Here is a 15107-nt window from a genome sequence, read left to right on the forward strand (position 1 = left end):
CGATGGACTTCAAAGACTATTACAAGATACTCGGCGTGGAGCCGACGGCTGACGACAAGGCAATCAAGGCTGCCTATCGCAAGCTGGCGCGCAAATACCACCCCGATGTCAGCAAGGAAAAGGACGCCGAGGCCAAGTTCAAGGACGCCTCGGAAGCCTATGAAGCGCTGAAAAGTGCCGACAAACGCGCCGAATACGATGACCTGCGCCGTTACGGCCAGCACGGTCAGCCGTTCCAGGGCCCGCCGGGCTGGCAGAGCCGTGGCGGCTTTGGCAACAGTGGCGGTCAGGACACCGGTGACTTTTCGGACTTCTTCAGTTCGATCTTCGGCAATCGCGGCCCCGGTTTCGGTGGTGGCGCTGGCCGGCAATCCCGCAGCGCCGGACGGCGAGGGCAAGACGTGGAACTGGAACTGCCGATCTTTCTGGAAGAGACGCTTTCGAACGAATCGAAAAAGATCAGCTTTCAGGTGCCGCAATACAACGGTTCGGGCCAGCACGTCAGCAACACCAGCAAGAGCCTGAACGTGAAGATCCCGGCCGGCGTGGCCGACGGCGAGCGCATCCGCCTCAAGGGTCAGGGCGCACCGGGCATTGGTGGCGGCGCCAATGGTGATCTGTACCTGACCATCCGTTTCGCGCCGCACCCGAAATTCGACGTCGAAGGCGAAAACCTGATCATCACCTTGCCGCTTGCTCCCTGGGAGCTGGCGCTGGGCGCCGAAGTGGCCGTGCCGACCCTGACCGGCAAGATCAACCTCAAGGTCCCGGCCGGCAGCCAGAATGGCCAGCGCATGCGAGCCAAGGGCCACGGCCTGCAGAACAAGGCCGGCGAGCGCGGTTATCTGTTCGTCCAGCTCAAGGCCGTGATGCCCAAAGCCAACGGCGATGACGTCAAGGCGCTGTGGCAGGAACTGGCGAAGAAGGCCGCCTTCAATCCGCGAGAGAACTTCTGATACTGACGACGGAGTAGCCCATCATGAGCAGCCCCCTGATCGTTCAACTGGACATGGCAGAATTCTGTGAGGCGGCCGACCTGTCGGACGTCTACGTGATCGAAATCGTCGAACACGGCATCCTCGAACCTCACGGCGCGCAGCCCCGGGAATGGCGCTTCACCGACTACGAACTGGCCCTGGCAAAACGCGCCGCCAAGCTGCGGCGCGACCTTGACCTGGAATGGGAAGGCGTCGCCCTGGCGCTGGACCTGCTGGAAGAAGTGCAGGAGTTGCGATCCGAGAACCGCATGCTCCGTCAGCGTCTGGCGCGGCTGGTGGTCGAGTAGCGCTTCAAACCTGTCTGGGCAGCGTCACGCTGAACAGCGTTCCGTCGGCTTCGCTTGAACTGACTTCGATCGTCCCGCCGTGGGCGGTCACCACTTCCTTGATGATGAACAGGCCCAGACCGAGGCTGGTCGACGGCTGGCCGAGTTCTTCGTCGGCACTGCGCACCAATGGATCGAAAATCGTACCGATGGCTTCTGCGGGAATGGGGTTGCCGCAGTTGTGCACGGTCAGAAGCACGTGCCCGGCTTCTCCCTTCAACGTCACGATCACTTCGCGCGGATCAGACCCATGCTGCAAGGCATTGCCGATCAGATTCTGCAGCAGTTGATCGATCCGTCCGGCATCCCAGTTGCCACGGGTGTCACCCTCGGTTTTCAGTGTCGGATCACTTTCCGGATTGCCGGCGCAGGCTTCGGCGATGGCCGCGCGCGCCGCGTCGGCCAGGTCCATCGGTGCCGGTTCGATCGGCAGGCTCTTGCCCAGGCGGCTGCGCACCAGTTCCAGCAGGTCGCTGACCATCGCTGCCATATGCCGCGCGCCCTGTCTGATGTTCAGCGCGCAGGTCAGCGCATCGCCTTCCAGCGCCGTTTTACGCATCAGCAATTCGGTGGACATGCTGACCGCTTGCAACGGTGCGCGCAGGTCATGGCCGAGGATGGCGAGAAAGATATCCCGTGAATGAGCAACCTGTTCGGCGTAAGCGGCCGTCGATTCGGCCAGGGCTTCATCAACGGCTTCGTTGAAACGGATCATGTCCTGAAAGTACGCGATGTCCGGTGATTCCAGACTGTTGACCCAGAGGCGGATCACACAGGCACGCAAATGACGGAACTCGGACGTCATCTGCACCAGATCGAAACCCACTGTATGGCGCAACTCTCCGTGGCTGGCACCGGCCTCGTCCAGGCTCGGGGTTTTCTCCGGGCCTTCGCCTTTGGCTTTGGCAATCTGCTCGCTGGCGGTCTGTGCGGTGTCCATGTCGCGGGCGGCGGCCAGCAGAATCTCTCTGGCATGATCGCGCAGCGCCGTTCTGTCCATGGTCTCGGCCGCCGGGGTGATGGTCCTGGCGAACTGTTCCCACTCCTCGACGATGTGATCCGCGTGTTGCCGGATAAATTCGGATAAACGCATGTCCGGGTTCCTGGAAATTCAAGTCGGGGCGTTCGAATATTAGCCCCTTTGGGCGGGAATGAAAGTGCCGCTCGGGCCTGAAATCTCCGCTGACAAGACGCCGTGCCGCGATACCTATGTACCGCCGCCGTTGAGGCTCGCCATGGTCTGCTTTCGCTCCATTTCAAGGAGTGAAACCATGCCCGAAATCCCTGTCTCCCTCTCTTCAACCGATAACGTCACCTCCTCGCCGGGGCCGCTCGCGACGCAAAGTCTGCACGCCGATTTCCTGCACAAGGCCAGCCCGGACTGGTTGGTCAACGCACCGGTTCGGCAGCAGGACGCGCTGAAAAATGCCAATGCCGCCACGCCGGACTGGTACAGGCGCGCATCGCGCGATCAACGCAAAGCCGTGGGCGATGCCGTGACCGCCAGCGTCGCCGCCCAGACCCGCCTGGATAACGCCATGTCAACCTTTCAGGACATCGACAGCTTCGCCGCGCCGTTGTTGACCAGGGCCCTCAAGGACCGCTTCAACGTGACGCTGGACGTCAGCAAGACCTGGCTGGTGCTGAACAAACCGGTGGAGATGGGCATCTTCGCCATCGACATCGATTACTTTGAGGTATTGAAACTGCCTCTGCTACAGGCGGCGCTGCACAACTTCGAAGCCCGCGAATGCAAAAGCGGGGCTTTTCATGAAACATCGGGATTTCGCAGTGAAAGCCTGGAACCCGGCACCCTTGCGCCGTTGAGCACTTCCCTGACGGTCGAGCAGTTCACCGGCCTGTGCCGCTCGCTGGATATCGGGGCGAAATACCAGGCTTACCTCAAGGATTTCCTGCACCCCAGGGACGCGGTGGCCGAGCACGCGCTGCGCGATAAATTCATCGACGCCCATAAAACCGCATTGCGTGCGGCTGCCGAACTGGCATTGGTCAAAGGTGATATCGGGCGTGAAGACTACGCCTCGATTCGTTCAATCCTCGACGGTGAGCTGGCACCGGTTCAGGGCGATCGGCAGATATGGTTTCGCGATCTGAGCCTGATGGGCCGGCGCATGACTGGCTGCGTCATGTTCACGATCTGTGAGAAGTACCGTTACAGCGACGATTCGATTCTGTATATCCCGGGCGATCCCTGTCACCCGCTCAAGCGCTACAGGGGCGGGGAGATGGCCGCGATGTTCAAGCGGCGGTTCACCGCACCCGATGCTACTCAGGCTCATCCAGCGGAACCCAACGGCTACCAACGGTTTTTCAGCCAGTTCGTCGCGTATGCCGACCGCTCGCGTTACTTCGGCCAGTTCACTGACGACCCGCCGAACCGTACGCTCGCCCAAAGGCTGGCGCCCTATGAAGCGCTGCTCAATGAGTTTTACAAAGCGGTCAATCCATTCAACGCCGCCCTGACCGGTATTCACGAACTGCCGCCTGCGCCGTCGATCGAGCAGGTGCCGAACACCGATCCCTATCTGAACCCGGTCGGCCTGCCGCGCAAAGGCCATGGCATCTGGGCGCAAAACGTTGACTTGTGGGATTACCTTTATCACCGGCATCGCGACCGGATGATGGACGATGCCCGCAGCCATGCAGTGCCGACGGCGGATGTCGATGCCAAAGTGCGTTCGGAAAAATTCGCCGGATTGTTGAACATCGGCATGCTGGTGCTGATGGGCGTCTCGATGTTCGTGCCGGTTTTGGGTGAAGTGATGATGGTGGTGATGGCCGGGCAACTGCTCGAAGAAACCCTTGAAGGCGCCATCGAGTGGAGCGAGGGTGATCGCAAGGCCGCCAAGGCGCATCTGATCGATGTCGCGCAGAACCTGGCGTTGATTGCCTTGATGGCGGGTGCCGGCAAAGGGCTCGCCCGGCTGACCGCCGCCCGATCGACACCGGTCATCGAGAACCTGCATCAGGTGGAAATGCCCGACGGCACGGCCCGCTTGTGGAAGCCTGATCTGAGTGGCTACGAGAGTCCGGTCACACTGGACTCGAACGTTGTACCGAATGCGCTGGGGCAGTACGAGTCGGGAGGAAAAACCTGCATCCGCCTCGACGGCAAGACTTACCAGCAGACTTACGACGAGTCGCTCAAAGCCTGGCGCATCCAGCATCCGAGCGATTCGCAGGCCTATCAGCCGCCCCTGACGCATAACGGCGCCGGTGCATGGCGGCATACCCTGGAACGCCCGCAGGACTGGGACCGGTTGATGTTGTTGCGGCGTATCGGCCACAGCACTGACCCGTTTGCTGACGAGCAATTATTGACGATGGCCGATGTGGCCGGTGTCAGCGACAACGCCTTGCGCAAGATGCACCTGGACAACGCCTTGCCGCCGCCGGAACTGGCCGATGCCATGCAACTGTTCAACGCCGAACGCGATGCTGGATCGATCGTCGAACAGGCAGCAGGAACACGGGTGGTCGACAGTCGCTTCATGCATCTGATGCCGCTGCTTCCCGACATGCCGCGCTGGCCGTTCGGGCGCAGGCTGCAGATCTTCGACAATCCTGACTTCTCGGGGCGGGCAATCGGTTACGGGACGAAGCGCGGCGGCAAGGCGCCGATCCGGATCAGCCGGGCCGAGGTGCTGAACGGTGAGCTACCGAGCCGGATACTCGCGGCACTGGATGAGGCGGAGACGGTGCGTCTGCTGGGTGGCGAGCCTGCACGGGTTCGCGCGTCGAGGGCCCAGGAGTTCTCCAGGCAGATTGCCGACTACGCCGGCGCGCACCAGCCTGCGTTGTTCGACAGTCTTCTCAAGGCAACCGAGCCAGTCGAGCCCCGGGCGGCAAAGCTGCAACGAGTCGTCCCCGGGCTGACCGGGCGGGCCGCAACAGCTGTGTTGGGCGAGGCCAACGCCGAGGAACTGGCCCGATTGGACGGCACTGCGAAGGTCCCTTCGCATTTGCAGGAGCTCGGTCGCTGGTATGGCCAGCAAGGACGCCTTACCCGGGCGCTGGCCGGGTTGCGCAGTGAGACCATGGCCTCGCCCGACAGCCGTCATCTCGCGTTGCAGACATTGGGTCGGCTGCCGGGCTGGTCGGATGACGTGCTTCTGGAACTCCGCGAAGGCAGTATCAGCGGCCCGCTGCTGGATGCCATCGGCAGCGAAACGGCCTCTGCGCACAAGTATCTGGTCAAGTACGCCGATGCCTTTCAAGCCGCCAACGAGCGTGGCGAGCCGCTCAATGGCATTCCCCACAGGGGGGATAACTTTTTCAGCTCGTTGATGCATGCCTTGCCCGATCCGGCACGGCAGGCGCTGGGGCTGCCGCATGTCGGACAGAGCGTCGAGCTGCAAGGTGCGATCGCTGAACGAGCGCTTGCCGAGCGCAGTCAGTCGGCCTGGCTTCTGCGTGCAGGCGCCGCAGAAAAACCATGGTTCAAGCCGCCGCAGCGTATTGCCTCCCGACTGCTTGGCTATCGCGCGAGTGGCGATGGGCCGGGGCCGGATCCGTCGTTGACCGGTCACGTCCAGAATGTCTACCCGGATCTTACCGATGTTCAGGCACGCGGTTTCATCCTTGAACAATGGCGTCTGGGCAAGAATGACCAGCAGATCTTTCATTTGCTCAATAATCGATTGAGCGAGTGGCGGAGTCTGGAAACAACGCTCGATCAATGGTTGATGTCGCAGAATTTGCGTTTGCGCGCTTCCCGGGACGAGTTCGTCAGTGTGGTGCAAAACATCAAGGACTGTTGGCGCAATGCACCGTTGGCCGGACACGATCCGCAAGCGGCCCGCCTGACGCTGATCAGTGACGCGTCGCTGCCTTCGTTGGCGGCGGACTTTTCCCATGTGCGCGAACTGATGTTGCGCGTTCCGGTCGTGGGCGACACGCTTGCGGCATTTCCCAATGTCGAGAAACTGACATTGACCGCCAGTGTTGCGGAGTTCGACAAAGTGCTCGCGACGTTGAGGACGCTGCGGCACATGACCCGCCTGAAACTCTCCACACCGATTACCGGGCAAGTGGCGACACGGCTTCGGGAACTGAACCGGCTTGAAGAGCTGGAGCTGCACTGTTCCTCTGGAGGCATGAACCCGGTGGTGCCCATGACGCTCGACGTCGGCGGCATGCGCCAATTGCGCAGGCTCGAAATCGGCAGCCCGCAAATGCACCAGTGGCCGCGCGGTGTTCTGGACTTGCCACGACTGGAACGCCTGAATTTGCGATCAACCGCGATCAATAGCCTGCCGATGGAAATCTATGAAGGCCATCAGCGGCTGTTGTCCGGCCTGTCGCTGGACTGGTCGAAATTCCCGCGTCGGGTGTTCAAGCCGATCTACGAATTTATCCGCAGCCAGCCCCGGCATTTGATCGATCTGGACGAAATGGTCGCGGATTACTGCCGCGGTGAGCTCAAGCGTTTTGTCGGCATGGAGCCGAGCCTTTTCGATGTCCTGAGTACGGGGTTCAAGGCGCAATGGCCAGACATCGGCAGCCGCTTCGCCGCGATCGAAACCCTGAGCGAGCAGTTCAGCGAACTCAACCGGCTTCAGGAGTGGGTCGGTTCCGAGCCGACGGTCCTCAACGGCGGTGCAGTACGTTCGGCAGTGGCCGAGGCGCTGAAGACCAGCTGGCGCAGCGGGTTGTTCCAGCGTTACGGCGCGCGCACCGAGAGCCTGTTTTACAACCTGTATGTCAGCCTGCCCAATGATGCCTCGGTGCTGGATATTCTCGGCTCGCCGGTGGACAGTCTGCCGGCCCTGTCGCCTGAGGGGTTCGCTCATGTCAGAAGTCTGAATCTGGCCGGGTTGCAGGCCCCGGTCGAACAGTTGCGCGGTTTTATCCGCACGTTTCGCGGGGTCGATAACCTCGACCTGAGCCATTGTGGCTTGACCGAACTGCCGCTGGACTCAAGCGATCTGCCGGCACTCGAAACCCTGAACCTGCATGACAACCCGCTGAACAGCATCGATGTGCGCGGGATGAATCGCCTGATAGCACTGGACCTTAGCGCGACGACCCTGCGCGAATGGCCGGTCGGTGCGGAGTCTCTGCCAGAGCTGACCTGGCTGGATCTCAGCGACAGTCAGTTGACCGCGCTGCCGGAGGCGTTGCTGGCGCGTGATGCGTTGTTGCTCGATACCAGCCTGGTTGGCACGCCGCTGACCGAACAGGCCAAAGTGTCGCTGGGCAGTGCGCGCCAGCGCATCGAAGAGGCCAGAGGTCTGATGCCTGGATCGCTTCAGCGCTTTGCCCTGGAAGAACCGCGCCATCGCACGCCGCCTGCGGAAAGCGGCTCGGTGATCGCCCGGCGGTTGCTGCCGCTGCCTCCGCTCACGGCAATGGGCGAGGGGGCGGCCGGGTGGGCTGCTCGCGTCCGGCGTTTGCGTCCGCAGTACGACAGCGCGCAGGCGCAGCAGGCGATAGTACGGATGCAGGGCGCCGGGTTGACCGAGGTGCAGATCGGTGCGCGAATCGACGCATGGGAGCAGACATTCGAGTCGCTGACCCGGCGTCTGAACGATTGGCTGTTCACCCATGAAACCCGCGGCATGGATTGGGTCGTGTCATCGCGCACCCGCCAACTTGCGGCGCAGCGGATCATCGAATGCTGGCGTGAAGGTACGATTGACTGGAATGGCGTGACTGATCGAGAGCTGAACCTCGACGGTCTGCAAGTCGGCAATCTGCCCGAACTGTCAGAGGCGTTTCCTGCGGTGAGCACCCTGAATCTCGCGGGGGTCAAGCTTTCCACCGATGGCTCCAGTGCTTTCCTCAGGGCATTCACGCAGGTGCGAAAGCTCAACCTCAGCGGCAACCACTTGCCGGCAATCCCTGAGCCTGTCGGGCAAATGCGTCAGCTGGAACGACTGGAACTGTCACTCACCGGCCTCGCGGATTCCGCAGCGCTGGATCAAGCGCTCGAGGGGCTGTCGCAGTTGCAGTGGCTGGACCTGAGCCATAACGGCCTGCGCACATTCAGCGTCACTCGTCTCGAGCGACTGGAGCGGCTGGACCTGCGTGACAACCTGCTCACGGCATGGCCGGAAGGCGTGCTGCAAGCGCCCCGTCTGCGAGTGATCGATCTGAGCAACAACGAGATCTCGTCGATTCCTGTCGAGTTGTACGACCGCGACCATGCCATGTTGCTCGCCGGCAGCAATCTGTCGGAGAACTACGAGATATCGCAGCAAAGCCTGATGCGCCTGCGTGAGTACGCCGATGCCCATGGGCGTCGCGATGTGTTGGGTATGACGTATGCCGATATCGACCGGATGATCGATGACATGGAAAGTACGACCGAAAGCGACGACGAAGGCGCGGGTACAGAGAGTGATGCAGAACCGGATGAAGTGGTCCCGACACTCGCTGAAAGCATCCTCGAACAACAAGCTGCGCCCTGGATTGAAAACATCCCGCAAGAGGACGCCGCACGATATCGGGCCATGTGGCAGCGGTTGGCTGCCGAGCCTGACAACGGGGCGTTCTTCCATCTGCTTTCACGGATGCCGGACACCGAAGAGTTCCGGGTGTTTCGCGCCGACCTGACCCGGCGCGTGTGGGAAGTTGTCGAGGCGGCGGATGGCAGTCAGGAGCTGCGCGACACGCTGTTTTCGATGGCGACCACCCACACGACCTGTGTTGATGGCCGCACCCTGGCGCTCAGTGAAATCGAGGTCAAGGTCTTCGAGTACAACGCCTTGCGACACTTGCAGCCCGGCCTCGCGGCGAAGGGGCGCGCCTTGCTCGACTTGTCGCGGCAGCTGTTCCGCCTGGGCGAGGTGGAAAAACTGGCCGCACGCAGCATGGGCCGTCACGCCGATCCGGCGGAAGTGCGACTGCAATACCGGATCGGTCTGACATCAGGCTGGGAGGACGGTCTGCAACTGCCGGGGCAACCCAGCCACATGCGATTTGCCCGGCCCATCAGGGGCGAGGAGCTGGCGACCGCGCGTGACGCCGTCGTGAAGGCGGAAAAAGGCGAGCGGTTCTATGAAGAACTGATCAGCCGCGATTACTGGGTGCAGTACCTGACCGAGAAGTACCCGGATGAACTCGGTGCGCTCAAGCGCAGCGCGGATGAAAAGCTGCAACGACTTGAGGACGAATATGAGGGCGTGACCAGCACGGCATACCAAGAGGCGGTACAGGCGCTCGAGATCGAGCGTGGTATCGAGCGCAATCAGCAACTGATTGCCCTGTCGCACCTCGAAACCGGCGAACCGGCGACGGTCGGGCTCGACGATGAGCAGCCTGGCACTTCAGGTTATCTGATGGACACCTCAACCCGCTGAGGCGCCGCCAGCCCCGATCGTCGAAAGCTCGACGACCGGGGCTTTGGCTCAGAACAGAAAGTAACGCTGGGCCATTGGCAGGGTTTCGGCCGGTTCACACCAGAGCAACACCCCGTCGGCCTTGACCTGATAGGTCTGCGGGTCGACGTCGATGTTGGGCAGGTAGTCGTTGTGGATCAGGTCGGTTTTCTGCACGTCGCGGCAACCTTTGACCACCGCGATTTTCTTCTTCAGGCCCAATGCTTCGGGCAATCCCGACGCCTGCGCCGCCTGACTGATGAAGGTCAGGCTGGTGGCGTGCAGCGAGCCGCCGTAACTGGCGAACATCGGGCGGTAGTGCACCGGTTGCGGGGTCGGGATCGACGCGTTGGCGTCGCCCATCAGGCTGGCGGCGATGGCGCCGCCCTTGAGGATCAGCGTCGGTTTCACGCCGAAGAATGCCGGGCGCCACAGCACCAGATCGGCCCATTTGCCGACTTCCACCGAACCCACTTCATGACTGATGCCATGGGTGATCGCCGGGTTGATCGTGTACTTGGCGATGTAGCGTTTGGCGCGGAAGTTATCGTTGCCTTCGCCGTCCTGCGCGAGCGGCCCGCGCTGTTTCTTCATCTTGTCGGCGGTCTGCCAGGTGCGCGTGATGACTTCGCCGACGCGGCCCATGGCCTGGCTGTCGGAGCTGATCATCGAGAACGCGCCGAGGTCGTGGAGGATGTCTTCGGCGGCAATCGTTTCGCGGCGGATGCGGCTTTCGGCGAACGCCACGTCTTCGGCAATGCTCGGGTCGAGGTGGTGGCAGACCATCAGCATGTCGAGGTGTTCGTCGATGGTGTTGCGGGTGAACGGCCGGGTCGGGTTGGTCGAACTCGGCAGTACGTTGGCGAAACCGCAGGCCTTGATGATGTCCGGCGCGTGGCCGCCACCGGCACCTTCGGTGTGATAGGTGTGGATGGTCCGGCCCTTGAACGCGCCGAGGGTGGTTTCGACGAAACCGGACTCGTTGAGGGTGTCGGTGTGGATCGCTACCTGCACGTCGTACTGGTCGGCGACGCTCAGGCAGTTGTCGATGCTCGCCGGGGTGGTGCCCCAGTCTTCGTGCAGCTTGAGGCCGATGGCGCCGGCCTTGACCTGTTCGATCAACGGCTCCGGCAGGCTGGCGTTGCCCTTGCCGGTGAGGCCGATGTTCATCGGGAATGCGTCCGCTGCCTGGAGCATCCGCGCCAGGTGCCACGGCCCTGAAGTGCAGGTGGTGGCGTTGGTGCCGGTGGCTGGTCCCGTGCCGCCGCCGATCATGGTGGTGACGCCGCTCATCAGCGCCTCTTCGATCTGCTGCGGGCAGATGAAGTGGATGTGGGTGTCGATGCCGCCGGCGGTGAGGATCATGCCCTCGCCGGCAATCACTTCGGTGCTGGCGCCGATGGCGATGGTCACGCCGGGCTGCACGTCGGGGTTGCCGGCCTTGCCGATGGCGGCGATGCGCCCGTCCTTGAGGCCCACGTCAGCCTTGACGATGCCCCAGTGGTCGATGATCAGGGCGTTGGTGATGACGGTGTCGACCACTTCGGCCGCCAGCAACTGGCTCTGACCCTGGCCGTCGCGGATCACTTTGCCGCCGCCGAACTTCACTTCTTCGCCGTAGGTGGTGAAGTCCTGTTCGACCTCGATCCACAGCTCGGTGTCGGCCAGGCGCACCTTGTCGCCGACGGTGGGGCCGAACATGTCGGCGTAGGCTTGTCTGGAAATCTTCATCTGGCGTCCTTCAGGAAAATAGCGGTGAGCCATCGACCCTCACCCTAACCCTAACCCTCTCCCAGAGGGAGAGGGGACTGATCGCGGTGAGGCGGCTATCGGTGATCGGCTCCCTCTCCCTCCGGGCGGTCCGACGTTTCGGGAGGGTTGGGGTGAGGGCTGCGGTACACGCGGACTCAGAGGTCACCCATGACCCGCCCGGCAAACCCGAACACCCGCCGGTGCCCGGCATAGTCCACCAGTTCCACCTCGCGGCTCTGCCCAGGCTCGAAGCGCACGGCGGTGCCCGCCGGAATGTTCAGGCGCATGCCACGGCTGGCCGCGCGGTCGAAGGTCAGGGCATCGTTGGTTTCGAAAAAGTGATAGTGCGAGCCGACCTGGATCGGCCGGTCGCCGCTGTTCGCCACTTTCAGGCTGACAGTGCGGCGACCGACGTTGAGTTCGATGTCGCCGGGCTGGATTTTGTATTCGCCGGGAATCATCAGTTCGCTCCTTGCAGGACTTTGTAATAGAGGGCCGTCGGGCGATAGGTGCCGTTCGGGTCGCAAGCGTAATCGGGGATTTCCCCGGCCCGGGTGTAACCCAGGGCCTTGTAGAAATCTTCGGCGGGGGAGCCGGCCTCGGTGTCGAGGTAAAGCATGCCGCGCTTGTACTGACGCGCGGTCTGTTCCAGTGCTTGCATCAACTGCTGGCCGAGGCCGCGTCGCCGGGCGTGTTCGCGCACCAGCAGTTTCTGCACCTCGGCGCGGTTCAGGCCGTTGGCCTTCTGGCACAGGCTCAACTGGACGCTGGCCTGCACCTGTTCGTCCTTGACCACCACCCACAGCAAGACGTTGCCCTTGTTCAGGTTGTCCTGCACGTCGTCGAAATAGGCGCGGGCCTGCGTGGCATCGAGGTCGGCCATGAAGCCGACGCTGGCGCCATAACCCACGGCGTCGAGCAACAGGTCAATCAGGCCCTGACGATAGTGCGCAAAACTTTCAGCATTGACGCGTCGCAGTTGGGCGGGGTTCATCGGTGTCACTCCTTGTGGGCGGGCGGCGGCTCCGCGCCAGGATTGAGGGTCAGTTGCATGAAGGTCAGGTCGAGCCAGCGGCCGAACTTGGTGCCGACTTGCGGCATCTGCCCGGTGGTGATGAAACCGGCGCGCTCGTGCAGGCGGATAGACGCAGCGTTGCCGCTCTCGATAGCGGCGACCATGACGTGCTTGTCGCAGGTTTTCGCGCGTTCGATCAGCGCGGTCATCAGTTGCGGGCCGAGGCCGTTGCCGCGCTGGTCGCTGCGCACGTAGACCGAGTGCTCGACGGTGTGGCGGAAACCGTCGAACGGCCGCCAGTCACCGAACGAAGCGTAGCCAAGGGTGGTGTTGTCGGCGTCGACGATCACCAGGATCGGATAACCCTGAGCCTGACGGGCGCTGAACCACGCCTGACGGTTGCCGAGGTCGACGGCGGATTCATTCCAGATCGCCGTGGTGTTGAGCACGGCGTCGTTGTAGATGTCACGGATCGCCGGCAGGTCGGCGTGCAGTGCATCGCGGATGGTGTAAGTCATGGCGCGGCCTCAGACGATCGGTTGGTGGACGGTGACCAGTTTGGTGCCGTCGGGAAACGTCGCTTCGACCTGGATCTCCGGGATCATTTCCGGGATGCCTTCCATCACCTGATCGCGGGTCAGCAGGGTGGTGCCGTAGTGCATCAGTTCGGCCACGGTCTGGCCGTCACGAGCGCCTTCGAGCAGCGCCGCCGAGATGTAGGCCATGGCTTCCGGGTAGTTGAGCTTCACGCCACGGGCCAGTCGCCGCTCGGCAACGAGGCCGGCGGTGAAGATCAGCAGCTTGTCTTTTTCGCGTGGGGTCAGGTCCATCGTTTTAAATCCATTTGGGCAGATTTGTGTGGTTCTTGTGGTGAGTGGGGTGCCAGTCAGACCCAGCCCTCACCCTAACCCTCTCCCGGAGGGAGAGGGGACTGATCTCGGTCGTTTTCAGTGGCCAGTTCAGTCAGTTGAATTCTCGTGCCTGAAACATTTCCAGCGGTCACCTCGGTCAGGCCCCCTCTCCCTCCGGGAGAGGGCGGGGGGTGAGGGCTGGTTTTCAGGTGTTCCATATTCTTGGCGGTACAGCCTCGCGTCCCATCAATTTCGGCCGCAACAAGCGCCACAATTCAATAAGCCACGCCCGCGCCAGCAACGCTTCACCGGCCAGACAACGGGCGACCAAAAGTCCGGGAAGTTGCGTCAGATCCCCGCGCACGTCGTGGTTTAGCGAGCGGCAGCGCTCCAGCAATTCAGCATCAATCTCACCGGTGACCAGCAACGTCGCAAACACCGGATGGCCATCCAGCCCGATCGGCGAATCGAGCAAGCCGTCATCGCCGACGATGCGCTGGCGCTCATGCCACAACAACCGCCCATCACGGCGAATATCCAGATGCGCCTGGAAATGCCCGAGGTCGAAACGCTCGCCACTGGCCGGACGCCCGAGGGCCACCACGTCCCAGTAAAACAGTCGCGCATCGCCTTCAAGCTCGATCGAGGTCGTGAGTTCAGCCTGGGCGGCGCTGTAGACGATGGTCTCCTGGGGCAGCCATTCCAGTGTCGCGCCATCGGCGACATGCAGGTTCAGCGACTGATAAGCGGGCCCCGCCGCGCGATACCACTTGGCCGCGCCGGGGCTGGTGATCTGCGCCCAGGCGCCTTGTTCGACGCGGGCGCTGATGTCCAGCCGGTCACCCCCGGCAATCCCGCCCGGCGGGTGGACGATGATGTGCTGACAGACCTCGGGCCCTTCGGCGTACAGATGCTTTTGCACCCGCAACGGGCCGAGGTGCCGGCGTCGGGTCGGCCGCGTGCAATCGCCGAAGCGGGCGTAGGCCAGCTCCAGCTCGGCATGCCAGCTCGGGGTAAACAGGGCAGTCGCAACAGGTAAGTTCATGTTTTCTGATTATCGTTAGGACGCTACAGATTAGACCGTAACCTCAAATAGTCACCAGCCCGCGTACACCTTCGGCTTCCATATTTTCGCCACGGCCCTGCTGCACGATCTCGCCCCGGGACATCACCAGGTACTGATCGGCCAGTTCGGCGGCGAAATCGTAGAACTGCTCCACCAGCAGAATCGCCATGTCGCCCCGGGCCGCGAGCTTCTTGATCACCGCGCCGATTTCCTTGATCACCGACGGCTGGATGCCTTCGGTGGGTTCGTCGAGAATCAGCAAACGCGGACGGCTGGCCAGTGCGCGGCCGATGGCGAGCTGCTGTTGCTGACCACCGGACAAGTCGCCGCCGCGCCGCTGTTTCATTTGCAACAGCACCGGGAACAGCTCGTAGATGAACGCCGGAACCTCTTTGGCTTCGCTGCCGGGGAAACGCGACAGACCCATCAGCAGGTTTTCTTCCACGGTCAGCCGGCCGAAAATCTCCCGTCCCTGCGGGACGTAGGCGATCCCGGCGTGCACCCGCTGATGCGGCTTGAACGTGGTGATCGGTTTGCCTTCCCAGTTCACCGCGCCTTCCTTGGCCGGCAACAGGCCCATCAGGCATTTGAGCAGCGTGGTCTTGCCCACACCGTTACGCCCGAGCAGGCAGGTCACTTCGCCGACCTTCACGTCAAAGCTCAGGCCGCGCAGGATGTGGCTTCCGCCGTAGTACTGATGCAGCTTGTCGACTTGCAGCATGTTCAAACTCTCCCCGGTGATCGTTCCCACGCTCTG

At 62.4% G+C, this 15107-nt stretch carries 11 protein-coding genes; 3 read left to right on the forward strand and 8 right to left on the reverse strand.

From position 1 onward, the window contains the following. Positions 1–2: 2 nt before the first annotated feature. Both EIY71_RS10515 and EIY71_RS10520 read left to right on the forward strand, forming a co-directional pair. Positions 3–956, forward strand: a complete 954-nt coding sequence (locus tag EIY71_RS10515) for a DnaJ C-terminal domain-containing protein (RefSeq protein ID WP_102688381.1) — start codon at positions 3–5, stop codon at positions 954–956. Positions 957–979: 23 nt separating this feature from the next. Beyond that, a complete protein-coding gene (locus EIY71_RS10520) occupies positions 980–1285 on the forward strand; it encodes a chaperone modulator CbpM (RefSeq protein ID WP_134021649.1) in 306 nt (101 codons plus the stop codon). 4 nt (positions 1286–1289) lie between these two features. Here EIY71_RS10520 and EIY71_RS10525 read toward each other — a convergent pair whose 3' ends face one another. Beyond that, a complete protein-coding gene (locus tag EIY71_RS10525) occupies positions 1290–2417 on the reverse strand; it encodes a sensor histidine kinase (protein ID WP_085746537.1) in 1128 nt (375 codons plus the stop codon). Between the two features lie 178 nt (positions 2418–2595). Here EIY71_RS10525 and EIY71_RS10530 point away from each other — a divergent pair, with 178 nt between their 5' ends. Continuing rightward, positions 2596–9648 carry an NEL-type E3 ubiquitin ligase domain-containing protein gene (locus EIY71_RS10530; RefSeq protein ID WP_166673421.1) on the forward strand — a complete coding sequence of 2351 codons (7053 nt, stop codon included), beginning with the start codon at positions 2596–2598 and terminating at the stop codon, positions 9646–9648. A 48-nt stretch (positions 9649–9696) separates the two neighbouring features. Here the strand turns inward: EIY71_RS10530 and ureC are convergent, their stop codons facing one another. The 7 genes from ureC to urtE form a co-directional block, all read right to left on the reverse strand. Beyond that, positions 9697–11397, reverse strand: a complete 1701-nt coding sequence (gene ureC, locus EIY71_RS10535) for an urease subunit alpha (RefSeq protein WP_085746539.1) — start codon at positions 11395–11397, stop codon at positions 9697–9699. Between the two features lie 176 nt (positions 11398–11573). Continuing rightward, the gene (locus tag EIY71_RS10540; protein ID WP_007950605.1) at positions 11574–11879 is read right to left on the reverse strand and encodes an urease subunit beta; all 306 of its coding nucleotides are present in this window, start codon (positions 11877–11879) and stop codon (positions 11574–11576) included. Then, positions 11879–12412, reverse strand: coding sequence for a GNAT family N-acetyltransferase (locus EIY71_RS10545; protein ID WP_039766745.1), 534 nt, complete (start codon positions 12410–12412; stop codon positions 11879–11881). Before EIY71_RS10545 ends, EIY71_RS10540 begins: the two co-directional genes overlap by 1 nt. A gap of 5 nt (positions 12413–12417) precedes the next feature. Further along, positions 12418–12951 carry a GNAT family N-acetyltransferase gene (locus EIY71_RS10550; RefSeq protein ID WP_007950603.1) on the reverse strand — a complete coding sequence of 178 codons (534 nt, stop codon included), beginning with the start codon at positions 12949–12951 and terminating at the stop codon, positions 12418–12420. Between the two features lie 9 nt (positions 12952–12960). Beyond that, positions 12961–13263, reverse strand: coding sequence for an urease subunit gamma (gene ureA, locus EIY71_RS10555; protein WP_039766748.1), 303 nt, complete (start codon positions 13261–13263; stop codon positions 12961–12963). A gap of 226 nt (positions 13264–13489) precedes the next feature. Continuing rightward, positions 13490–14329, reverse strand: coding sequence for an urease accessory protein UreD (locus tag EIY71_RS10560; RefSeq protein WP_085746540.1), 840 nt, complete (start codon positions 14327–14329; stop codon positions 13490–13492). A 43-nt stretch (positions 14330–14372) separates the two neighbouring features. Then, a complete protein-coding gene (gene urtE, locus EIY71_RS10565; RefSeq protein ID WP_007950600.1) occupies positions 14373–15071 on the reverse strand; it encodes an urea ABC transporter ATP-binding subunit UrtE in 699 nt (232 codons plus the stop codon). Between the last annotated feature and the right edge of the window lie 36 nt (positions 15072–15107).

This window comes from Pseudomonas sp. CH235 (assembly GCF_004368175.1).
Classification (GTDB): domain Bacteria; phylum Pseudomonadota; class Gammaproteobacteria; order Pseudomonadales; family Pseudomonadaceae; genus Aquipseudomonas; species Aquipseudomonas paraglycinae.